Source organism: Streptomyces sp. NPDC048278, assembly GCF_040652195.1.
Classification (GTDB): domain Bacteria; phylum Actinomycetota; class Actinomycetes; order Streptomycetales; family Streptomycetaceae; genus Streptomyces.
The window spans coordinates 1-21,108 of sequence record NZ_JBEZLP010000065.1; the positions used below are offsets into that span (position 1 = coordinate 1).

At 67.5% G+C, this 21,108-nt stretch carries 24 protein-coding genes and 3 pseudogenes; 14 read left to right on the forward strand and 13 right to left on the reverse strand.

Annotated features, from left to right (window positions below; all coding sequences use genetic code 11):
• Window positions 1-589: 589 nt before the first annotated feature.
• A complete protein-coding gene (locus tag AB0D74_RS49165; RefSeq protein WP_362602793.1) occupies window positions 590-1,051 on the reverse strand; it encodes an SDR family NAD(P)-dependent oxidoreductase in 462 nt (153 codons plus the stop codon).
• An 861-nt stretch (window positions 1,052-1,912) separates the two neighbouring features.
• On the opposite strand from AB0D74_RS49165, the gene AB0D74_RS49170 reads away from it, so the two are divergent.
• Window positions 1,913-2,080 (forward strand): hypothetical protein, encoded by a 168-nt coding sequence (locus AB0D74_RS49170; RefSeq protein WP_362602796.1) that lies wholly within the window; start codon window positions 1,913-1,915, stop codon window positions 2,078-2,080.
• A gap of 95 nt (window positions 2,081-2,175) precedes the next feature.
• Window positions 2,176-3,969 (forward strand): ABC transporter ATP-binding protein, encoded by a 1,794-nt coding sequence (locus AB0D74_RS49175; protein ID WP_362602799.1) that lies wholly within the window; start codon window positions 2,176-2,178, stop codon window positions 3,967-3,969.
• A gap of 348 nt (window positions 3,970-4,317) precedes the next feature.
• Here AB0D74_RS49175 and AB0D74_RS49180 read toward each other — a convergent pair whose 3' ends face one another.
• Entirely contained in the window at window positions 4,318-4,971 is a 654-nt protein-coding gene (locus tag AB0D74_RS49180; RefSeq protein WP_362602802.1) for a helix-turn-helix domain-containing protein, read from the reverse strand.
• 673 nt (window positions 4,972-5,644) lie between these two features.
• Here AB0D74_RS49180 and AB0D74_RS49185 point away from each other — a divergent pair.
• From AB0D74_RS49185 to AB0D74_RS49205, 5 genes and pseudogenes are all read left to right on the forward strand, one after another.
• Entirely contained in the window at window positions 5,645-6,307 is a 663-nt protein-coding gene (locus AB0D74_RS49185; RefSeq protein WP_362602805.1) for a TetR/AcrR family transcriptional regulator, read from the forward strand.
• Between the two features lie 156 nt (window positions 6,308-6,463).
• Window positions 6,464-6,814, forward strand: coding sequence for a hypothetical protein (locus tag AB0D74_RS49190; RefSeq protein WP_362602808.1), 351 nt, complete (start codon window positions 6,464-6,466; stop codon window positions 6,812-6,814).
• An 81-nt stretch (window positions 6,815-6,895) separates the two neighbouring features.
• Window positions 6,896-7,132, forward strand: a complete 237-nt coding sequence (locus tag AB0D74_RS49195) for a hypothetical protein (RefSeq protein ID WP_362602881.1) — start codon at window positions 6,896-6,898, stop codon at window positions 7,130-7,132.
• Between the two features lie 69 nt (window positions 7,133-7,201).
• On the forward strand, window positions 7,202-7,951 hold the full coding sequence (locus tag AB0D74_RS49200) for a transposase family protein (protein ID WP_362602875.1): 750 nt from the start codon (window positions 7,202-7,204) through the stop codon (window positions 7,949-7,951).
• 42 nt (window positions 7,952-7,993) lie between these two features.
• A pseudogene (locus tag AB0D74_RS49205) lies at window positions 7,994-8,323 on the forward strand (hypothetical protein); the annotation flags it as partial.
• Here the strand turns inward: AB0D74_RS49205 and AB0D74_RS49210 are convergent.
• Complete coding sequence (locus AB0D74_RS49210) at window positions 8,256-9,071, reverse strand: IS5 family transposase (RefSeq protein WP_362602811.1); 816 nt, start codon at window positions 9,069-9,071, stop codon at window positions 8,256-8,258. The pseudogene AB0D74_RS49205 and the gene AB0D74_RS49210 overlap by 68 nt on opposite strands.
• Window positions 9,072-9,430: 359 nt before the next feature.
• A complete protein-coding gene (locus AB0D74_RS49215) occupies window positions 9,431-10,123 on the reverse strand; it encodes an SDR family NAD(P)-dependent oxidoreductase (RefSeq protein ID WP_362602814.1) in 693 nt (230 codons plus the stop codon).
• Window positions 10,124-10,297: 174 nt separating this feature from the next.
• On the opposite strand from AB0D74_RS49215, the gene AB0D74_RS49220 reads away from it, so the two are divergent.
• Window positions 10,298-11,227 carry a helix-turn-helix transcriptional regulator gene (locus AB0D74_RS49220; protein WP_362602817.1) on the forward strand — a complete coding sequence of 310 codons (930 nt, stop codon included), beginning with the start codon at window positions 10,298-10,300 and terminating at the stop codon, window positions 11,225-11,227.
• A gap of 20 nt (window positions 11,228-11,247) precedes the next feature.
• Complete coding sequence (locus AB0D74_RS49225; RefSeq protein ID WP_362602820.1) at window positions 11,248-11,439, forward strand: hypothetical protein; 192 nt, start codon at window positions 11,248-11,250, stop codon at window positions 11,437-11,439.
• A gap of 423 nt (window positions 11,440-11,862) precedes the next feature.
• On the opposite strand, the gene AB0D74_RS49230 is transcribed toward AB0D74_RS49225, so the two are convergent.
• Entirely contained in the window at window positions 11,863-12,405 is a 543-nt protein-coding gene (locus tag AB0D74_RS49230; protein WP_362602823.1) for a TetR family transcriptional regulator, read from the reverse strand.
• Here AB0D74_RS49230 and AB0D74_RS49235 point away from each other — a divergent pair.
• Window positions 12,380-12,541 (forward strand): annotated as a pseudogene (locus AB0D74_RS49235) (NAD-dependent epimerase/dehydratase family protein); the annotation flags it as partial. The gene AB0D74_RS49230 and the pseudogene AB0D74_RS49235 sit on opposite strands and share 26 nt — an antisense overlap.
• Window positions 12,542-12,706: 165 nt before the next feature.
• Here the strand turns inward: AB0D74_RS49235 and AB0D74_RS49240 are convergent.
• Window positions 12,707-13,297 (reverse strand): TetR/AcrR family transcriptional regulator, encoded by a 591-nt coding sequence (locus AB0D74_RS49240; protein ID WP_362602826.1) that lies wholly within the window; start codon window positions 13,295-13,297, stop codon window positions 12,707-12,709.
• 64 nt (window positions 13,298-13,361) lie between these two features.
• Here AB0D74_RS49240 and AB0D74_RS49245 point away from each other — a divergent pair, with 64 nt between their 5' ends.
• Both AB0D74_RS49245 and AB0D74_RS49250 read left to right on the forward strand, forming a co-directional pair.
• On the forward strand, window positions 13,362-14,237 hold the full coding sequence (locus tag AB0D74_RS49245; protein ID WP_362602829.1) for an oxidoreductase: 876 nt from the start codon (window positions 13,362-13,364) through the stop codon (window positions 14,235-14,237).
• A 45-nt stretch (window positions 14,238-14,282) separates the two neighbouring features.
• Window positions 14,283-14,387: pseudogene (locus AB0D74_RS49250) on the forward strand (ATP-binding protein); the annotation flags it as partial.
• Between the two features lie 97 nt (window positions 14,388-14,484).
• Here AB0D74_RS49250 and AB0D74_RS49255 read toward each other — a convergent pair.
• The 4 genes from AB0D74_RS49255 to AB0D74_RS49270 form a co-directional block, all read right to left on the reverse strand.
• A complete protein-coding gene (locus AB0D74_RS49255) occupies window positions 14,485-15,381 on the reverse strand; it encodes a cyclase family protein (protein ID WP_362602832.1) in 897 nt (298 codons plus the stop codon).
• Between the two features lie 198 nt (window positions 15,382-15,579).
• Window positions 15,580-16,548 carry an alpha/beta hydrolase gene (locus AB0D74_RS49260; protein WP_362602835.1) on the reverse strand — a complete coding sequence of 323 codons (969 nt, stop codon included), beginning with the start codon at window positions 16,546-16,548 and terminating at the stop codon, window positions 15,580-15,582.
• Between the two features lie 15 nt (window positions 16,549-16,563).
• On the reverse strand, window positions 16,564-17,424 hold the full coding sequence (locus AB0D74_RS49265; RefSeq protein ID WP_362602838.1) for an LLM class flavin-dependent oxidoreductase: 861 nt from the start codon (window positions 17,422-17,424) through the stop codon (window positions 16,564-16,566).
• Between the two features lie 41 nt (window positions 17,425-17,465).
• Window positions 17,466-18,395 (reverse strand): chlorophyllase, encoded by a 930-nt coding sequence (locus AB0D74_RS49270; RefSeq protein WP_362602841.1) that lies wholly within the window; start codon window positions 18,393-18,395, stop codon window positions 17,466-17,468.
• 130 nt (window positions 18,396-18,525) lie between these two features.
• Here AB0D74_RS49270 and AB0D74_RS49275 point away from each other — a divergent pair, with 130 nt between their 5' ends.
• A complete protein-coding gene (locus AB0D74_RS49275) occupies window positions 18,526-19,128 on the forward strand; it encodes a TetR/AcrR family transcriptional regulator (protein WP_362602844.1) in 603 nt (200 codons plus the stop codon).
• 238 nt (window positions 19,129-19,366) lie between these two features.
• On the opposite strand, the gene AB0D74_RS49280 is transcribed toward AB0D74_RS49275, so the two are convergent.
• Both AB0D74_RS49280 and AB0D74_RS49285 read right to left on the reverse strand, forming a co-directional pair.
• On the reverse strand, window positions 19,367-19,792 hold the full coding sequence (locus AB0D74_RS49280; protein WP_362602847.1) for a Rid family hydrolase: 426 nt from the start codon (window positions 19,790-19,792) through the stop codon (window positions 19,367-19,369).
• Between the two features lie 63 nt (window positions 19,793-19,855).
• Entirely contained in the window at window positions 19,856-20,017 is a 162-nt protein-coding gene (locus AB0D74_RS49285; protein ID WP_362602850.1) for a hypothetical protein, read from the reverse strand.
• A 12-nt stretch (window positions 20,018-20,029) separates the two neighbouring features.
• Between AB0D74_RS49285 and AB0D74_RS49290 the strand changes: the two genes are divergently transcribed.
• The gene (locus AB0D74_RS49290; RefSeq protein ID WP_362602852.1) at window positions 20,030-20,179 is read left to right on the forward strand and encodes a hypothetical protein; all 150 of its coding nucleotides are present in this window, start codon (window positions 20,030-20,032) and stop codon (window positions 20,177-20,179) included.
• 327 nt (window positions 20,180-20,506) lie between these two features.
• On the opposite strand, the gene AB0D74_RS49295 is transcribed toward AB0D74_RS49290, so the two are convergent.
• Window positions 20,507-21,106, reverse strand: a complete 600-nt coding sequence (locus AB0D74_RS49295; protein ID WP_362602854.1) for a TetR/AcrR family transcriptional regulator — start codon at window positions 21,104-21,106, stop codon at window positions 20,507-20,509.
• Window positions 21,107-21,108 lie beyond the last annotated feature (2 nt).

A 21,108-nucleotide genomic window follows, 5' to 3' on the forward strand; every position in this document is an offset into this window, starting at 1 on the left:
CCGGTGAGTACTTACTGGGTGGCGCCACTTCTTCCTCGTTTCCTTGTTCAGGACAACCCTATTGGATGCCTGTCCGGAAACTTAGTGGCCCCTCACTCTCATCAGCCTGACCCAGCTCTGAAGGGCAGAGCTCTGAGTTGGCGCCCTCTCCTGCCCGAGGGCAGGAGATTCCGGTCCGTACCGCTACGCAGTACCACCTTGGGTTCCTGTTTCACGGGCCACTGCCGACCGGTGAAGGATGGACGGGACACCGCCGGAAGGGGATGTCCGACACACCAGGAGCGGGGATCAAAGGCAGCCGCCCTCGGCTCGATGGTGCGGTTGGTGATACGTGAGGCATTGCCGACGACCGCGAAGGCGGCCGCCACGGCGATCTCCTCCGGGCGGGCCCGATCGGCCCGGCACGCCGTGCGTCTTCTCCCGCTCTTACAACGAAACCTTCAGCAGCGGGTACTCACGGCTTGGAGCGCGGGTGGCGGTCATGTCAGTGGCTGTGTCGCCGGGGCGACGGCGTTGATGGCAATCCCCGACTGCCCGATTCGGCGGCCGGGTTGAACACCATGCCAGTGATCGCACCCTTGCCCACCGCTCAGAACGTGTGCTGGAACACCATCCAAGCGGCACTGGCCGACGAGGTCAATGCGATCCGCCCGCCGGCACCCGGGGCGGCGCGCCGCCTGCTGCGCTGTGAACAACTGCCCACATGCGTTGGCGGAGAACACCCGTCAGAGCCGTCCGGCGTGTTTTCCTTCAGCGACCTGAAGCGCTCGGTGCCCGCGTGGCTCACCAGAACGTCGGGTTTCCCAAACGTCTCTACGGTCTGGTCGACCAGGCGTCCGGTCCACACCGGGTCGGCGAAGTCGGCCTGGAGAACGACGGCCCGGGCACCACGCTCCTTCAGCTCGCCGACGAATTCCTCGGAGTCAGAAGCGCTCCTGCGGTAGTTGGCCGCCGCCGCAGCGCTGTTCTCGACCAGCCGCACGGTGACAGCCTTGCCGGTTCGCCGGTCCGCACCAGTCGCCTGAGCAACCTTGTCACTGAGCTTTCCCATGGACTTCACGCCAATCCCACGGTGGACCCGCAGACTGCCGGGCGACCGCTTCGCGCCAGTGAGACCGAGACGATGCGGATACGCAAACTCTTCGCCGTCAGGGGGCTGCTGGAATTCGCGCCCCGCCATCCTTGCGACACCCACACTACCATAAACGCAGAGAATCCTTCACTATGTGAAAGCACAGCTCAGAGGTGGTTTTCTCATCCCGGAAGCACCCCAGGACTGCGCTGGACAGCCACTCGACCAGCATCAGAGGCGCATCGCACAACGCCACAGCGAGCCCCGGCCCACTTTCCTTGCGCTCCAGAGAAGGCCCCCGGGCCGGACACTTGGCGGCACGCACCGGATCCCCACCTGAAGAACCGAAGTTTGACGGCCCGACAGCCGTCCCCTACGGCAGGGCCGCACGGCACGGATGGACAGGAAGCCGGCGAACATCAGGCACGATTCGTAACCAGCACAGTGCGCACAGTAGAAGAATCGCTCATGCGGCCAATGGTGTGATCGGCGTCGCATTCTCCTCGGCGCAGGCCTTGTTGTCGCAGCTCATCACGGGTGCCCGAAGAGTGGAACGTGGCTCGGCAGCCGGCCGGAAGGCCATCCCGGGGAAACACCTCAGGAAATTTGCAGTTAATCTGGCATCGCCCTTGAAGCGGATGGCCTGACTGAAGGTCACCCACGGGGAGCTGCTTACGGGTTCGACTCGGACGAAAATCAGCAACCGGCAAATCCCCGCTCCCGAAGTCGCGCCATCAGTGCGCGATTCCGGCCGCTCGATGCGCTGTTGAGCTTTCCGCTCGGAACGATCCGCTCTCGCTTCTCACAGGGGCAGCATCCATTCGAGAAAGGACCAGAAAAATGATCTTCGGTCTGTTTGGCAGCCGTCGCGGCTCCTTCGGCGGCAACCACGGCGGTCACGGATACGGCCGTGGCTACGGCCGCGGAGACTACAGCTACGGCCGTCGCGGCTACGGCCGTGGAGACTACGGCTACGGCCGTCGCGGCTACGGCAGCTACTGCCGGTGACCTGGGCGTAAGCCCACAGCAGCGGGTTTGTGGTGCGCCGTCAGGACGGCGCACCACCGCCCGCCGCGGATTCACTGACTGGAGAGTGAAGTTCGGTGACATCGACGGAAAGCAGGGGGAGGATTCCAGCGGGTCGGGAACCGGAATACTGGAACCTGTCCGGGGTAGCGGTTTTCAAAAGGTTCTGGCCGTACCTGCAAAAGGAACGGCTCCGACTCCTTGCCGCCATCGCCCTGGCCCTGGTTTCGGCTGCCGGTGAGACTGTTGTCATAGGTCTGTTTGCGCACATGACCGACCATGTCCTGGTGTCGGGAAGCTTTCACGACTTTACGCGGACCGCGTCGCTATGGGTCGCTGTAGCCGCAGTGAGTGCGGCCACGTCATTCGGCGCGGGACTCATCACCGTCTGGACAGGCGAGAAGTTCCTTCTGCAATTGCGGGACCGAATGCTCGCGCATGTACTCCGTCTGCCGCCCGACTTCTTCGGCCAAGGCAGGCTGGGTGACTTGATGGCCCGTTTCACGGGAGACATTGAGGCGGTCGAGGCCCTGGTCGCCTCGGGGCCGGTCCAGGTGGTGTCCGCTCTGTTCTCGGCGCTATTCTTCGCCGGCGCAGCAGTGTGGCTGAGCCCCTCCCTGGCGTTGGTGACGTTTGCCGCGGGACCGCTGTTCTGGTGGGCGTCGCGCCGGTTCTCGACCCGGATCCGGGCTGTTTCCGGCAAGGAGAGGGCCGCCCATGGCGCGCTGACGACCGTGCTGGAGGAGAGTCTGGCAAACGTCGAGCTGGTGCAGGCGTACAACCAGCAGGATGCGCAGAGCACAAGGGTGCACCGGGAAGGCGCCCGCTGGATGGGCACCGCAGTCGCACAGGCGCGGCTGGCCGGGGTCTACGCGCCCTTGGCCGCCATGCTGGAGACCGTCTGCGTCCTGACCGTGATCGGCGCGGGCGCCTGGGAGATCAGCAGCGGCCGCATGTCGGTGGGCGGACTCATGGGCTTCGCAGCCTTCGTCGGCTACCTGTACCCGCAGATCCAGAGTCTGGGCGGTCTGGCCGTCACCGCGTCGTCGGCGGCCGCCGCCTGTGAACGTGTTCTGTACGTCCTCGACGCCCCGGCCTCGATCGGCGACCGCGGGCCTGCCGCGGCAAGCGGCACGGGCATCGAGCCGGGCGGCGCATCGCCCGGCAAGCGCACAGTGGTGCAGTTCGACCGGGTCGGCTTCAGTTATCCCCACCATGCCCGGCAGGCTGGTGTCGACGATGTCTCCTTCACTGTGACCTCGGGTGGTCTCACGCTGGTCACCGGCCCGAGCGGCGCGGGCAAGACCACCCTGACCAAGCTGCTACTGCGCTTTTATGACCCCGCCTGCGGGCACATCCTGCTCAACGGACGGGACATCATGGAGCTGTCGGTCACGCAGGTGCGGGACCTCATCACTCTGCTCCCCCAGCAAACCGCGGTGTTCCACGGCACCGTTGCGGAGAACATCGCCTACGGCAACCCGAAAGCCAGCGGGAAACAGATCCGCAGTGCGGCTCGGGCTGCAGGTCTGGATGCGGTGGTGGAGGACATCCTGCCTGACGGCTATCGCACCGTGGTCGGCCCGGGCGGGCGACAACTCTCCGGCGGGCAGAGCCGGCGTCTGGCACTGGCCCGTGCCCTCGCCCGGGAGACCCCTGTCGTTGTCCTCGACGAGCCCACCGCTGGCTTGGACGTCGCATCGGCTCGCAGCTTCTTCAAAACGATCCGTCGGCTCGCCGCCGAACGAGCCGTCATCGTGATCACCCATGACCTCCACCTGGCCGAGGACACCGACACCGTCCTCGTGATGGACCACGGCCGCCTCATCGACGACGGCCGCCATCACCACAGCCGTCAGCACGCGGCTTGACCGCTCCCCTCTTTGAGGGAGGGGACGCCCTCCCTCAAAGAGGGGAGCGGGGACTCCTGGCGCAGGCTGCGTGCGCGAGCAGCACGCCCGGAGGCCTCACGCTCTCGACCCCAGCCGGGTTCAGACCTGCCCGGACGAGCATCACACGGGCGCAGTTCCTGTCTCCGGGAGAGATAGTCTGTTCGGTCGGCTCCCGCTGGTAACGGTGTCAACACCGGCCCCCGGCTACCGGAAGACGAAGGCGACGGCCCGCGAGTAGTTCACGAGCTCGTCGATGAGCTGGACGTGGCCTGTACGTATGACTTGCAAAAGGGCGAGTGTGGAGTGCGTGTCGTGGTGCCTGCGCGGTCAGGCCGCCTCCTGACGCAGATGAACGGCAATCTCCTCACGCGCGGGAGGGGGAGGCAACTCACGGGTTACGGATGACTGAAGACCGTCGAGGAAGACGCGGACATGACGGGTGGCCAGCGCCGCTGCCCCCGCATCGGGGATGTGAGGCAGGGGCCGACAGGCCAGGGCTGCGGAAGTGATCAGGTCCAGGCCCGTGACGTCGCAGCGGATCGTCCCGTCGCCGCGCGCCGCGTCCAGCAGCTTCTCCAACGTGGCGTTGATCTCCCGCTGAAGGGCCGACACCTCTTCGTCATCGACAACAGGACCACCGATGAAGGGCAGTACCAGCATGTTCCGTTGATGGACCATGGCCATCAGGAAGTTCTCGACGGAGTCCGTGGTCGAAGCGTCGGCCGAAGTCTGGGCGGCCTCCAGGACAAGCGTGTAACCGTCGATGACGAGCTGCCGGATCAACGCCTGGCGATCGGGAAAGCGTCGGTACAAGGTGGCTATGTTCACGCCGGCGCGGCGAGCGATCTCATCCAGGGGAGCCGCGGTCCCGAGTTCGCGGAAGGCCTGGCGTGCGGCGGCCAGGACCTGGGCGCGGTTCCGTGCAGCATCGGCGCGCAGATGTGGAGCCGCGGCGCCCTCCCCTGACGTTCTTCTCGTCACCGTGTGTCCTTCTTAGCCCGTCATTGCGCCGGCAATGTAGAGATTACGGCAGACAGTAAGGGACACTCCAGGGAATCGCAAAAATTCCTTCACTTTCATGTCACAGCTAAGCCGCCTTCGCCACCTCACCGGCCGCTCTGCGCACCTCCGGTTCGGGTCATCGCCTCTCGGTCCGAGCGAGAATATGAACAATCGTCAATTCCCTTCGACCGACGCGGACACCTGCACGGGACGCCCCTCACGCGGGCGATTGCCAGGCCCCGGCCGCATCGGCCCTGGCAGGCTGCAGGTGTACACCTCCCGACCACCACCCGGGCCAGCAATTGCCACCTCGTGCCGCTCGCACCGCCAGCAGCCGAGCCAGCCCGGTCCACGGGTCACGAGGTGGCAATTGCCCCAGGGCCTGGCATGACCGGCCCGATCGAGAAACGGAGGCCGGAAGCACTGCCGCTGCCCCGCATGGAGCTGTCGCCGCAGGCGCCAACGGCGGAGGACGGAAACGCTACCGCTGGAAACCCTTCGGTTAGACTGAAGGCGGGACCGTAGGCGCTCGCATGCGCATGCTGTCCGTCCAGACCGCGGGCGCATGAGCGCACCTGTTGAGACGTCGACGGCAGGCACCGGCCGCCGCGCGTCATCGCCGTGCGGCGCAGACAGGGGAAAGGAACGCACAGTGGCCTCCAGCACCGCTCGGGGAAGCAACGGAACAGTCAAGCTACGAGCGGATGCCGCCCGCAACCGGGTCCAGGTCCTGGCCGCCGCGCGCACCGCCTTCCGCGAGCTGGGGACGGCGGCCCCCCTCGATGAGATCGCACGCCGCGCCGGAGTGAACATCGCCACGCTCTACCGGCGCTTTCCCGACCGGGACGCCCTGATCCGTCAAGTGGTCGTCGACGGCTTCGCACTGGTCCTTCAAGCTGCGCAGACGGCCTTGCAGTCGGCCGAGCAGGATCCGCTGGGCGCCATCGAAGACTACCTGCTGCGGGTAGTCGACCAGCGTGACCTGATTGTCCTGCCTCTGGCGGGCGGCCCCGTCACGGACGACCCCGAAGCCAACACCCTTCAGGGGCAGATCGCCGCAACGCTCGACGAGCTGATCGCCACCGCCCGTGCGAAGGACACAATCCGCACCGACGTCACAGCGGTGGACCTCACCATCACCTCGGCCCTGATCTGCCGGCCCATGCCTTACCTGTCCGCCGAGGACGCCACAGCGCTCGTCACCCGGCACGCACGCATCTTCATCGACGGGTTGGCCCCAGGCACTGCGCGGTCACTCCCCACGGCGCCACCCTACGAAGGCATCACCAGCCACCGCCTGAGCCAGACCACCTAGACCTGTTCTCCACATGCAGCCGTGTGCCGGGAGGCTGGTCAGAGCGTCCCGGCACACGGCTGCCGCTTGAGCATTCTGACTCGCCGAGTGTCGCAACATCAGTGACGGAGCGTCATCGGCGCAACCGAGTTCGAAGGACGCCGCGACGGCATCGAGATGGACAACCGGGTCGAGACCCGACGGTTCCGATACTGCAGCTTCGATCTGGAACTGCAGTTCCAGGGCCCGCGCGGCATCCTGCGGGTCCAGGCACCGGGCGGCCTGTACGGCATGCTCCCGGTGGAGAAGGAGCCGGACGCGACCGGCACGTACCGGCTGGCCGACGGCTTGGAGGATCGCCGGATCCTACGAAACTCGGACGGCTCAGTGTCAAAAATGAAGTCGAACCGCCCGCGCTGCCCGGCCATGGCCTCGGAGCCGGTTAAGACCACCACGTCGTCGACGCAGAGTTCCCGCATGAGCATGTCGTCGTCGATGACCTTGGGGCGCCCGCCGTGGTTGCCTTAGAGGCCGTTCGCTTTCCGAACCCCGTGTGCGGATTCCGCTGGTCAGGAATGGGATCGCAGGTGTTGCGGAAGTCTCGGCTCGTTGCTGACCGAGATGTTGTGGGGGTGGCGGATGCCGTCGATGCGGGCCGTTCTGGAGACCCGGCGGAAGGCCGCCGTGGTGAGGGTGGAGGAGCTCGAAACCGAACTAAAGCGGGTGCGGGCAGACTTGGCGGACGCGGAAGAGGTCCTCAGGCGCCGGGCGATCGGTCTCGAGCAGTATCTGGAGGCACTGAGGGTTTTCAGAGTTGTCCCCGGACGGGTGATGGCGGGACCGTAGGCAACGGACAGGGCTCCCGTGCCGTTGAGAGAGGTGTCTAGGTCTCAACTCTCCGGCTCAGGAGCCCTGTTGGTCCCGTATCCTGCCGCACTCGACCTGCCGCACGCACTCGTGGAGTGGGTGACGATGCTGATCGTCACCCGTGAGGGTGACCGCCGCTGCAAGCTCCGCCCGTCCGAGCGTGCGGTGGTCGCTCTGGCTTACCTGCGTCGGCACGACCCCCTGGCTCAACTGGCCGCGGGTTTCCGTATCTCCGTCGGCACCGCCCACGCGTACGTGACCGCCGTCGTCGGGCACCTGGCCGACAAGGCGCCGGGCCTGCTGAAGGTCCTGCGCGAGACAGACCCCGACTACGTTCTCGTAGACGGCACGCTCGCCGAGTGTGACCGGGTCGGCGACGGGCGCGCCGACTATTCGACGAAGCACAAGCGGCACGGTGTGAACGTGCAGGTCATCACGGACCCGGCCGGTCGCACGCTGTGGCTCTCGCCCGCTCTGCCCGGCCGCACGCACGACCTGACCGCCGCCCGCGCCCACAAGATCATCAGGATCTGTGAACGCCAGGGTGTCCCCGTCCTTGCTGACATGGCCTACATCGGAGCAGGCGAGTGGGTCACCACCCCCAAACGCCGGCCGCCCCAAGGCGAACTCACCACGACCGAGCAGACGGCCAACCGGGCTTTGTCCGCCGCTCGCGCACCCGTCGAACGAGGAATCGCCCGCCTGAAATCCTGGCGAATCTTCCGCCGCGCCCGATGCAGCCCGAACCGCATGACGTCAATCGCCAAGGCCGTCCTCACCCTGGAGCGGCAACGCTGAAAACCCTCACTGGCTGAGGAGGATACGTCTGCGGAGGTGACCTTGGTGTCGCGCAGGAGGCCGGTTGGACCGCGACGGGCAGTGCCGCATCGCGAGAACGCGGCCGGGGTCGAAGACCTGTCGGTGGACTACCAGGCGGTAATGGCCGCCGCGGCGGACGTGGGAGCCGATGGGCTCGGTGCCCGGCGGGCGGCGGTGGTGCTCGGCTGGGACAGCGCGTCCGCTTCCCGCGTCGAGGGTGCGAGAGCACGTCTGAAGAGGCTGGTGGAACGTGGCTGGCTGGTGGAGGTCAAGCCGGGACGGTTCACTCTGCCGGGATCGGAGCAGACCCAGGATGCTGGCGCTGTCGGGCGGCCAGGCGACGGTTCATGAGTGCGATCATCGACCACCGGATGACGGCTTCGCCGGTGTCGGTGCGTCGTTCGTAGTCCCGGACCAGGCGTCGGCTGCGCAGGAGCCGGGCGAAGGATCTTTCCACGACCCAGCGGCGGGGCAGGATCTGAAAACCTTGGACGTCTTCGTGGCGGAGGACGACGTCGAGGACGAGTCCGAGGTGCTGGGCAGCCCAGTCCTGGAGGTGGCCGCGGTAACCGCCGTCCGCCCAGATCTTCGAAAGCCGTCGCAAACGGCTCCTCGCCGTGGGCAGCAGGATGCGGGCAGCATCCCGGTCGGTGGTGGACGCCGGCGTGACCAGCACGTCCAGCACGAGTCCGAGGGTGTCGGTGAGCAGGTGCCGCTTGCGCCCGTTGATCTTCTTCCCGGCATCGAATCCCCGTGAGTCGTAAGCCACCGTGGCATCCGCCTTCACCGACTGGGAATCGATGACCGCCGCACTCGGCTCCGGCGCACGGCCCTCTGCCCAGCGGACCGCCTGGTGCAGGCGGTCATGCAGTTCGCTCACCAGCCCCGTATCCCGCCAGCGGGCGAAGAAGGCATACACCCGAGGCCAGGGCGGGAAGTCCGCGGGCATCGACCGCCACTTGATGCCGTTGTCGACGAGGTAGCGCACTGCGTCGATCATCTGCCGGTGGCAGTAGCCCTCCGGACGGCCGCCACGGCCCGAAAGCCAGCCCGGAACCGGCAGCAGATCCCGCACCAGGAACCACTCGCCATCGCTCATATCCGAGCCGTATCGGGGCCGGCGATCCGGCCGGTCGGCCGCGTTCCCGAACCTGTGGGCGAGACAGTCACACCCAGGAGCGGACGGACTGGACCCGGCAACGCTGACCACGCGACACTTCGACAACAGGGCCTCTTGCTTCTCGCTGGACTCAACAGCCGCGAGCTACCAAGAGGCCCTTCTTCCATGCCTGCCGACCGACCAACTCACCCGAATCAGCATGCTGTTCGAACCCGCCGACCACGCGAGCGGATAGCGAACAGCCAGTTAGAACATGGCGCCCGTGCCGCACTGGGAGGACATCGTGCGCAAGGAGGGCTCCGAGAAAGTGGGCGGCGTAGTGTGACAGCCGAGTGTGGTCAGACGGGCTGGCCGATGGGCCGGACGGTCAGGGTGTTGAGGTCGACGCCTGCCGGTTGGCCGAGGGCGAAGCAGATGGCCTCGGCAATGGGCTGGGGAGGCAGGGCGAAGGCGGGAACGCTGGCGCCTTGCCAGAACGGGGTGTCGATCATGCCGGGGTTGACAAGAGTGACACCGATGCCGCGGGTCGTGGCGTGCAGGCGCAGGTTCTCGGCGAGTCCGGTGGTAGCCCACTTGGTGGCCGAGTAGAGATTGGCGGGAGAGTTCTTCAGCCCGGCGACGCTGCCGATGAGCACCAGCCGTCCGCCAGTTGCCTCAAGGTGGGGCAGGGCGGCATGGGCCAGCAGGGCGGGGCCGAGGACGTTGGTGAGGACCATCGGCGTCCACGACGTCGGGTTACCGGCCCCGATGGAGTCACCGGACATGAATCCGGCGTTGGCCACCGCCGCGTCAAGGGCACCGAAGTGCTCCACGGTGCGGGTCACGACCGACTCGGTGGCCTGCCAGTCCGCCGCGTCCGCGACCAGACCCAGCAGCCGGTCGGGGTGGCCGGCCTCGTCGAGGAAAGTCTTCAGTTTGCTCTCGTCGCGGCCGGTGACCGCCACGCGGTGGCCGCGGTCGAGGAGCAACCGCGCGGTGTGGGCACCGATACCGCTGGTCGCGCCGGTGATCAGTACGGTCTTGCTGGTCATGGTCATGCTCCTGAGGTGTGGATGGGTGACGGCGGACGGCGGCCCGCGATGAGGGAGTGCCGTTCAAGTTCGCCGACCCCACGAAACCGGCGCCGTCGAGGGCAGGCAAGGTCGCGTTTATGGGGGGTATAAACACAACCTCCCTATCGGCGGGACCGTGGGTACCGTGGACGAATGGCACCTCCGTCCGAAGAAGACACCGGTACTCCCGCCGACAACCGCTCGGACATCCGCGATTTCCTCATCAGCCGACGCGCCAAGCTCGCCCCGGAGCGGGTCGGACTGCCCACCAGCCGACGCCGACGGGTTCCTGGCCTACGGCGCGAGGAGGTCGCAGCCCTCGCTGGCGTGAGCACCGAGTGGTACACACGGCTGGAGAAGGGCCACATCAGCGGCGTCTCCGAGGACGTGCTGAAAGCAGTCGCACAGGCATTGCTCCTCAATGAGGACGAGCGCACCTACCTGCTCGAACTGGCCAGAGTGGCTCGCCCCGCCCGCCGCAGGTCGCACCGCCGCAAGGACGTCAACATCCCATCTTCCGTCCAATGGATGGTGGACTCCATGACCATGGCCCCCGCCTTCGTACGCAACGGCCGTTTGGACATCGTCGCGAGCAACGCGCTGTGCAGGGCCCTGTACTCACCGATGTTCGACAGCGACACCACCAGCAACCGGGGCTGCGCCAACTTCCCCCGTTACTTCTTCCTCGACCCCGGCTCTCCCGACTTCTTCGTCGACTGGGAGGAGGGCGCAAGGGCCACGGTCGCAGTGCTCCGCGCCGAAGCCGGACGTGAACCTCACGACCGGGCCCTGCGTGAACTTATCGGCGAACTGTCCACCCTCAGCCGTGACTTCGGCACCATGTGGGCCAGTCACGACGTCCGAATCCGTCACGAAGGCACCAAGCGACTGGACCATCCCGAAGTCGGCCGTCTGGAGATGACCTTCCACTCCCTGGACCTGCCCCTGCCTCAACGGGCCGTCCACGACCTGATCATCTACACGGCCGAGCCAGGCACCCCCTCGGAGGACCGCCTCAAACTCCTCGCCAGTTGGGCAGCACCGCAGACCTCACCTACGGAACCAATCCACCCGCCCCACTGACCTCACGCGTCACGTGTGGAGTGGAACGCGGCGGCGGATCCGTCGCCAACTTCCGGGCGCGGATCGGAAGCGGGCGGGACGGCCCCGAGGTGACCGAGCTCATCGGCGAACTCTCTCTGTACAGCCAGGATTTCCGGGGGCTGTGGGCCCGCCACGCGTCCGCACCACCACGGCGGGCGCGAAGAGCTTTCGGCACCCGGAGCTGGGTGTGATCCGCCTCCGCTTCCACACGCGATGCCGTTGGAGGACGGCCAGGTGCTCACCGTCCTCCACGCCCGGCCCGGCTCACCGGACGAGCGGTCCCTGGCCCTGCTCGCCATGATGGCCGCGACCCAACGCCGCAGTCACTGAGGCCATCGTGGGGCCGGTCGACTCGGCCGTCTGCCGTGGGCCTCGCCCGCGCTGCCCGGTTCTGCACCGCAACAGCCAGGCCGAAGGTTGAAAAGGCTCGACGTATTGACGTATTTATGCTGAAAAGTAATCAAATGCGTCGATCAGGTGGTGCATTCGGCTCCCGAAACAATGGGCTGATGGGCCTGAGCGCCGCCGTAGGCGTCTCTTTCATCGTTGGAATCTGATGTGCACGCGCACACTCTGTGCTGGCCTCGGGTCATCGGGCTCGGGGGTGCGGCGTGCTACTGCTGTGAGCGGGTCGGCGGGGCCTGGCTGCTTGTGCGGTTGGCGAGCATGGACGACAGCTCGGTGAGGCCGTCGCGGAAGAGCGTCGGCAGATCCTGGTGCTCCGGATCGCCGTACCAGCGCGCGAGTGCGCCGCGGAACACGCACATCGCCGTCTCGGCGGCCAGGGTCGCCGCCTGCTCGCCGGCGCCGCGTTCGCGCAGGGCCTCGGCCATCGAGGCGGCGAGTTCGGCGTGCTTGGTCAGGTCGCGCTCGCGCAGTTCGGGATTGGCCGCGAGGAGATTCTGCCGGACGATCGCGGTGTGCCGATTGCGTTGGATGGCCTCGCAGCGCTGTTCGAAGGCGGCGACGACGGCGTCGACGGGAGATGTCCCCTCGAGGGTGCCCGCGATGACGGCGACGGCCTCGCGCTGCATCGTCTCCATGGAGTGGAAAAAGGCCTCGCGCTTGTCCGGAAACAGCCGGAAGAAGGACCGCTCGTACATACCGGCCCGGGCCGCGATCTGTGCCCCGGTGGTCTGGTCGAAGGTGTTCGTCACCGGAGCCAGCGGCGGGATCGGCTCCCTGCTTGTGCCCGAATTGGTGGCCGCAAGTCACGAAGTGCTGGAGCTGGCCCGCTCCGATGCCTCCGCGCGGATCGTGAGCGCGGCCGGGGCCGGCGTGCTGCGCGGTGAGTCCGTGCCGGCCCTGTTCTCGTACAGCTACGGCCAAGTGGCGTGTAGCGCTGAGCAATTACTTGGGGCTGTGGTCGCGCTGCCGAGGTTCCAGTATCCACTTCAGTCCAGTCTTGCGGGGACGGCGCTACGAGCCGGCGGAATTCCTTGGGCCGCCCCGGGAGATCTATTGCTGGCAGTGGTCCCCCGTGAAGAGAGTGATCGCGTCGGCGATGAGGGCGTCCGTCTGGTTGGCGGGCGCTCTGCCGGAGATGATGAGCGCGGCGATGCCTTGAAGAGTGGCAACGAGGAGTAGGCGCAGCCGCTCGGGGTCGGCCGGTGGGAGCCGGCCGGCCTGCTGTCCCTTGCGAATCAGGTCGCCCACAGTGGTGGACAGCCGTATGAAGCTTTCAGTGAGGCCGGTCTGCTTCCCCCCGCTCTTTCTGGCGAACATGAGGTCGAGCAGGGCGCTCTCGCGCACGGCGAACCGTACGTACGCGGTTGCCGTCGCCCGCAGTTGCGCCTCGAAGTCCGGTGCGGCATCGCCGATGGCCCCGCATACCTCGTCGCCGAGGCGGAGGAATCCTGTCTCCGCGAGGGCGTCCAGCAGCGATTGGCGGTCGGGGAAGTGGTGACGGGGTGCGGCATGGCTCACTCCGGCCCTCCGCGCGAGCTCACGCAACGACAGCTTCTCGGCGCCGTCCTCCCGCAGGATGCATTCGGCTTCGGCAAGCAGCGTGGTCCGCAGGTGGCCGTGGTGGTAGGGACGCGTCGTCATGGGACGCAGCCTAGCCGCAATGTTGCCATTGACAGGTTTCTTGTCGCTGCCTAGATTCTTGTCCATGACTACATGGACCGTGCGTGACATTCCTGATCTGACCGGTACCACGGTGATCGTCACCGGTGCGAACGCCGGGGTCGGGCGATCTACCGCCCAGGCGTTGTCGGGCGCCGGGGCCCGGGTGGTCCTCGCCGTACGCAACCCCGAAAAGGGCAGGAAGGCAGCTGCCGGCATGCCCCGGACGACCGAGGTCCGCGAGCTCGACCTCGCCGACCTCGAATCGGTGCGGGCATTCGCTGCGGGCTGGAACGGCCCGATCGACCTGCTGGTCAACAACGCCGGGATCTCGGCACCCTCGCTCGGCCGAACCGTCGACGGGTTCGAGTCATCGTTCGGCGTCAACCACCTCGGCCACTTCGCCCTGACCAACCTGCTGTTCGAGCACCTCGCCGGCCGGGTCGTGACGGTGGCCTCACAGGCCGAGCGCATGGCCCAGCTCGACTTCGATGACCTCAACTGGCAGCGGCGCCCCTTCCGCGGCTCCCGGGCCTACAACGACTCCAAGCTGGCGAACCTGCTGTTCACCGCGGAACTCCAGCGTCGGCTGACCGCTGCCGGGTCCAGCGCGCTGGCGCAGGCGGCACATCCCGGCCTGGTGGCGACCGACATCTACCAGCGTGACGGGCGCCGTCCGCCCATCCCGTGGGCAATAACTCTCAAACTACTGGCGCAAGGCCCCGCCCAGGGCGCCCTTCCCGTGCTGTACGCAGCTGTCGCCGACATCCCCGGCAACAGCTTCGCCGGCCCCAGGCACCTCGCCCATATGCGTGGCGCCCCCGAACTCATCCCACGCTCGGCCACCGCGCAGGACCTGGACCTCGCGGCCCGTCTCTGGGATGTCTCCGAGCGGCTCACCCGTGTGAGCTGCCCCGTCTGAACCACCCGAGTTCACGCCAGGCAAGCAGGCGGCAGACAGGCAGGCGAGAAGGGCTCCATCGTCCTCACCTCGGACAAGGGCTTCGGAGAATGGGGACAGGTGTCCGCCGGCAAGCTCCTGGCCGCCGCCATCCTCAGCCACCTCCTCAATCCTCGGCGCGCTGTCCGAGGGGAGTGCTCGCTACAGCGCACCGCAGCAAGCAGTCGTCGCGATCACTCCCAAGGTCCTCGCCCAGCGCCTCGGCTCACTAGAAAACCGCCAGTGGATTGACCGGGAGTCCGGTGGCACCACGCACGGGAATCGTTCCCAGCGCGAACAGGAAGCTGTATCGCTCGATCTCGGCACACACCCGCGCCAACTCGGCCACGTTGACGCAGTCGATCAACGGCATCCCCAGCTGGGCGAGGGCAACGCTGTGCAGCACAGGCGCTCCGGCTCCCGGTCCAGGGAGCTTGTCGCCGATGTCGCCGGCGTACAGGCACACTTCACGCTTCGCCATCCACTCGACGGCGCTCAGCGAGGTGGTCGGCAGGGGGCCGAAAGGATCGTCGGCGGCGACCCATCCCCCGCGCACGACCAGTGCATCACCGGACTCGACCCGCACTCCCTGTCGCTCCTCGGCCGCTGCCAGGTCGTCCGCGGTCACGACCTGGTTCTCGGCGAGCCGTTCGCCCGGCGCCAGGTTGAGAAACACACCCCGGGTCACGATCCCGTCGGCGAACGCCGACGACGAACTCCGGCTGACCGTCGCCCCGGCGATCGCTTCGGCGAGTGAGACACCGGGGTAGACGGTGTCGTCGACCGGTATGTGCGCCAGGGCGTCGATGTGCGTCGAACGCGCGTGGTGGACGTTGATCAGCAGAACATCGGTCAACGCCGGGGTGGGTGAACCGGTGAACGTCATCGCTTGCAGTACTGCGGAAGGCATGCTGTGCTCGGCGAAAGCGACCGGCGCGGCCATGGGTACCGGTGTGATCGGGTGAGCCAAGGAGACGAAACGGCCCGTCATGGCTTCGGCCACACCGCGGGCGCGCGCTGCGGCCGTGATGAAATTCAGGGTGCCCCGGTCGTCGTCAACACCCCAGCGGCCCCAGTTGGTCAGCGGCCCTTCTCCTTGCGGCCAGGAAGCTTCGTCCGTGTCCATTTTTCCTCGCAGATTCGTTCGTGGTTGTTGTGGCAAGAGTCGGCTCGGCCGGCGTCGTGCCCGTCGAGGGCATCAGCTCGGCCGCCGGGGACACCTGCTTGGGGCGGGCGGTCCGGGGCTCATCGCGCGAAGTCCGGTCGCGGGCTCGGCCTGCCGGCTCACGCCTCGTGCGAAGCGCGTCCGCCCTGCTGCCAGGTTTCAGCGCGCGATCAGGAGCCGCCGGACCCAGGCATTCCGGGTCGCCGACGCGGTCCGCGACAGCGCGGCTTGTGGCGTCATGCCGTCGAATCCGTGGAAACCGCCCGGCCAGACATGCAGTTCGCACTGGACGCCGGCCTGGAGCAGCCGGGCGGCGTAGTCGATGTCCTCATCGCGGAAGGTCTCGACGGAGCCGACATCGATGAAGGTGGTGGGCAGGCCGGTCAGGTCGGTCGCCCGGGCGGGCGCGGCGTAGATGCTCACGTGGTCGCCGCCCCTGCGTTCACCGAGCAGTGCGTTCCATCCGGTCGTGTTGCTGGTGGCGTCCCAGATGCCCTCACCCTCGAGTTCCCGGCTGCTGGGGGTGATGAAGCGGTCGTCGAGCATCGGGCACATGAGCACCTGCCCCAGCAGCCGGGGGCCGCCGCGGTCGCGTGCGAGAAGTGCCACGCCGGCGGCGAGCCCGCCGCCGGCACTCACCCCGGCGACGACGATGCGCTCCGGGTCACCACCGATCTCGGCAGCGTGCTCGTGAGTCCACAGGAGTCCCGCGTAGCAGTCCTCGATCGGGGCGGGGTCGGGGTGTTCCGGTGCCAGGCGGTAGTCCACCGACACCACCACGGCCCCGTTGTCGACAGCCCAGTTGAGTACGCCGCCCACTCCGGTACGGTGGTTGCCGATGATCATGCCGCCGCCGTGCATGTAGTAGAAGACGGGTGCTCCTGCCGTTAATCCCACCGGCATGAGGACGAGCAGCGAGATCTTTGGAGCGCCCGACGGACCGGGCACGGACAGGTTCTGCAGGTGGACGGTCCCGTTGCGCGTCAGGTCCTCGTCCGCCACCGCGAAGGCGGGGTGGCGGCGCAAGTTTTCGATGTCCCCGGCGGTGACGCTCGGTGACAGCTGTGTGTGGACGACCGTCAGCACTGCGGCGAGTTCCGGGTCGAGCGGTGGGTGTGCCCTTGGCATCGGCGATTCCTCGGTTCAGGGGACGGTGATCTCGTCGGAGACCGGCTTGATGATGGTGTCGGCGACCCACCGTGCGACCCCGGTCGGGTAGGGCGCGGGAAGAGTGAGGACGATGTGGCTGAACCCGCCGTCGAGCGCCGCGCGGATGGTGCGGCGGGTGTCGTCGGGCCGGTCGTAGGAGACGGGCAGGACGATGGATCGGGTGATCTCAGCAGGGTCTCGGCCGATCTCGGCGCACAGCCGGTCCAGCGTGGCGCTGCGCTCGATGGCCTTGCCGATGCTGCCGCCGGGCATGTTCCAGCGGTCCGCGTGCTCGGCGACCACGCGCAGAGTCGGGGTGGCCTGGCCGCCGATCAGGATCGGCGGGTGGGGGCGCTGGAGGGGTTGGGGATTGCCGAACGCGCCCGTCAACTGGTTGTAGTGGCCGTGGAAATCGAAGGGGGCGGTGTCGGTCCACAGTCTCCGGATGATCGTGCACGCTTCGGCGAGGCTTCCGACCGCGTGGCCGGCATCGTGGAAGGGAAGGCCGTGAGCCGCATATTCACATCGTGCCATGGGCACGTCGGGCCGGGAGCCGGCGCCGATGCCGAACTCCAGCCGGCCGCCGGAGATGACGTCGGCGGTGGCGGCGATCTTGGCCAGTATGGCCGGTGGGCGGAACCTGTTGCTGGTGACCATCACCCCGACACGCAGCCGCTCGGTCCGGGCCGCGAGAGCGGACAGCAGTGTCCAGCCCTCCAAGGCGGGGCCGTGCGGGTCGCCGCCGATCGGCATGAGGTGGTCGAACAGCCAGGCGTGCTCGATCTGCGGGATGCCGTCCGCCTCGTCCCAGACTCGCAGGACGTCGTCGTAGGCGACCTGCGCCGGAGGGGTCATGAGACCGAAGTTCGGCCTGTGGGCCCCTCCGAGGCGAGCGGTCACTTCGAGTCGATCCTTCCCAACGGTTCGCCGGCCTCGGCCAGCGACCGGCGGGCGGTGGGCCAGGCATCGCTGTCGAGGTCCAGCGCGGTCCGCAGGTACGCAAGGGTCGCCTGCTGGACGATCGCGACGCGCTCGGGGCTTTCGTCGGTGGTCCGCGTGTCGTTGGAGCCCTGGATGCCACCGAGTCCGTGTTCCGCGCCGAACAGGGTCAGCAGATCGGTGGCGCCCGGGCTGAGGCGGTAGCCGTCGGTGAACCAGTCCGGACCGCGCACCGTCAGCGGGGACTGGTCGTGGTCACCGGCGACCACGAGGCTCGACGTCTTCAGCTCGGCGAAATCAGGGTTCATGAACGGGAAGTACTGGGCGGCGAGCGGGCTCAAGTCGGCGCCGCCGGTACCGGGCACGCACAGCAGTACCGCCGCCTTCACCCGCGAGTCGCCCATGCTCTCACTGGGAACGCCGTCGGCGTCGACGACCCGTGCGCCCGCGAGGGTGCTGGCGGTCTGCGCGCCCCAGGAATGTCCGGCGACCGCGATGCGGTCGCGGTCGATGCGACCGACCAGCCCGGGTACGGCTGCGACAACGTCGAGCCGGTCCAGGATCCGGGTCAGATCGTCGGTGCGGATGCGCCAGATGAGCGGGGTACGGGGGTCGTCAGGAGACAGTCCCAGCGAGTCGAGATGGGTGGGCTGGATGACGACGAATCCGCGGGCGGCCCAGAAATCGACCAGCGGTGCGTAGTCGTCCATGCCCAGGGTCATGCCGTGCGAGAAGACGACGACAGGCAAGTTGTGCCCGCTCGTCGGCGCGGTGACCCGTACGTGCAGGTCCTGGCCCCGGTCCGGGGCGGCCAGCGTGACCGGGCTGACAGAGATGACCGGCGTGGTGAAGTCGTTGCCACCGTCGGCGGACATGGTGTCACTCATGAGGTGAATGCCTTTCTCGAGCAAGCCCGATGGGCCGTGCTGCGCGGCGTCTGACATCATCGAAATACGGAGCGCCGCTCCGAATCACAATACGGAACACCGCTCCGCTTTGCAACGGGAGATGATCACGATGTCCACGGCCGACACTCCGCCAGCATCGGGAGGCCGCAAGCGAGCCGACGTCCGCCGAAACGAGCAGAAGCTCCTAGACGCGGCCGCAGCCGTGTTCGTCCGTATGGGGATCGACGCTCCCGTGCGGGAGATCGCCGCCGAATCGGGCCTCGGCATGGGCACGATCTACCGTCACTTCCCCACCCGGGCGGACCTGGTGGTCGCGGTCTTCCGGCACCAGGTCGACGCGCTCGCCGCTGCCGGTCACTCGGCTCCGACCGCCGATGCGCCGTACGAGGTTCTGAGGCAGTGGGTTCATCGGTTCGCCGACTTCCTGGTTACCAAGCACGGCCTCGCCGAGGCGATGCACTCGGACCAAGCGGGATTCGAAAGCCTCCACAACGAGTTTGTCGAGCGCCTGCTGCCTGTGCTCGACCAGCTGTTGAAAGCATCCGCTTCCGCCGGCTGCACGCGCGCCGACGTACGGGCCTACGACTTCATGCTCGGCATCGGCAACCTGTGCATCGGAGTCGAAACCTTCCCCGACTACCAAGCCCGCCTCATGATCGACCTGCTGCTCGCCGGACTTACCCAGACCGGCCCGGGCACGGAAAGACCCTGAGCCGCAACGGCGTCGACTCAGCTAGGTCGCGACGGCCTTTCCGTGGAGAAGTGCGCAGCGGTCACCATTGCCTCGATGGGTGGGCGCGGGCGCACCGGCGGCTCACGGTGGCAGTCTTCCCGCGAGGCCGTCGGCGTACCTGATGGCCCGCCGCCAGCCGGTCCCCGAACCGGCTGCCAACAGAGGCAGCAGGCATTCTTCGGAAGGGTGAATCGTGCGGGCCGCCCGATACTGGCGGCTACCGGGCGTCGCTGTCCGGGTAGGCGGCGACGGCCCGCACTTCCAGGAGGAACTCGGGCCGGGCCAGGCCGCTGACCCCAATCATCGACCAGGCGGGAAACGGCTCCTTGACCAAGCGCTTCTTCATCTCCAGGAAGCCCGCCAAGTGCTCCTGCATGTCCGGGTGGTAGCTGACGACCTCGATGAGGTCGGACAGGGCCAACCCCTCGATACGCAGGACCTCCTCAGTACGGCGCAGCACCCACTCGGCCTGCTCCTCGATGGTCTCCGGCAGGCTCCCGTCGGGGCGGTACCCGACCTGGCCGGCGATGAAGAGCAGGCCGTGGGCGCGGACCGCGGCCGAGTACTCAAAACGCGCGAACCCTGCGGTCGTCGCTCCGAAGACCTCGGATTCCTCCGGGATGGTGACGGCGTACGTGCTCACTGTGCGTGGTCCTTTCATGGTGCGGCGCGGGGTTCTGCCCGCGGCGATTGGTGCCGGTCCGTATCAGCTGCGCCATCGGGAGGAGAGCGCGGCCTCCTCCATGCGGGTCCGTCGAGGCAGGTTGCCCCGCTCGCGGAGCAGTTCTCCGCCGACGGAGTAGCGCGGCCCGTTCGCGGAGTGCCTGGCCGCCTGGGTCGCCATCGCCTCCACGATCGGGCTGACCATCAACTGCTGGAGGTGACGGACCACTCCATCGACGTGGTCGCCCGCGACTCCGGCCTGGGCTCGGCCGCCAACCTGCGGCTGTATTTCCGGCGCATGCTCAACACCACACCGACCGCGTACCGGCGGGCCTTCAGCCGCCGTGTTCCGCCCGCTCACACATGACGTCCGCTCCGGGCACGGGGGCACAACGGCGTAACGGCGGCTTCACCGAGCGATGCCGCATGCATCGAGGTGCACCAGTCCGGCAAGCTGGAACCGCCGCCCACGCCAATGCGTTCAACCTGCGCACATACCGCGAACGGCGCATGCAAGACCGCGCGGTTTTCTGACCTCGGCGAGCGTGGTCCGGGCTGAGCGGCAGACGCCCTCGACCAGAGACCAGTCGGCATCGTCGCGATCATTCTGTTCTCTCCGGATTCTTGGCGGGGCGCGGTGACGATGTCGTGTCCGGAGCAGGACGATCTGCGAGCTCCGCTCAAGTGCTGCAGATCAGGGCTGGTCGCCTACGAGAGCGATTGCGCGCGTCTCGGGAACTCCCAGCATCAGCAGGCTCGTGATCGTCGCTGCTCGGGCGCCGGGGGCCTCGTCCGTCAGGTCGCTGTCCGCGATGGAGAACACGACGCCGTAGGCAATCTGGCTCAGAATGCCTGCCGGCAGATGCTGTGCGAACACACCGCTGTCCTGGCCCCGTTTCACGAGGTCAGCGAGGAGCTCATCGACCGGCCCGAGCAGGCCGTGGATGGCCTCGCTGTACTCGCCACGGCGCAGCGCCAACAGCACTCGATACCGGTGTGCCACCGGCCAGACACGGGCGACGAATTCGACCCATGCCACGGCCGCTTCCGCGTCGGAGGCGTCGACTTCGGTGAGCACGGCTGTCATCTCGGTGACAGCCCGTTCCGTGAGTGTCCGAACCAGGTCGAGGCGCGAGGGGAAATGGTCATAGACCGTGCGGCGGACGACGCCGGCAGCGGAGGCGATGTCGCCCATTGCGGCGTCTGGGTTCTCTCCCAGCACATCGAGGGCGACATCGAGGATGCGATTGCGTGTCTCGTTCATCGAGCGCACACGGGAGGACTCGGTGGGCACGA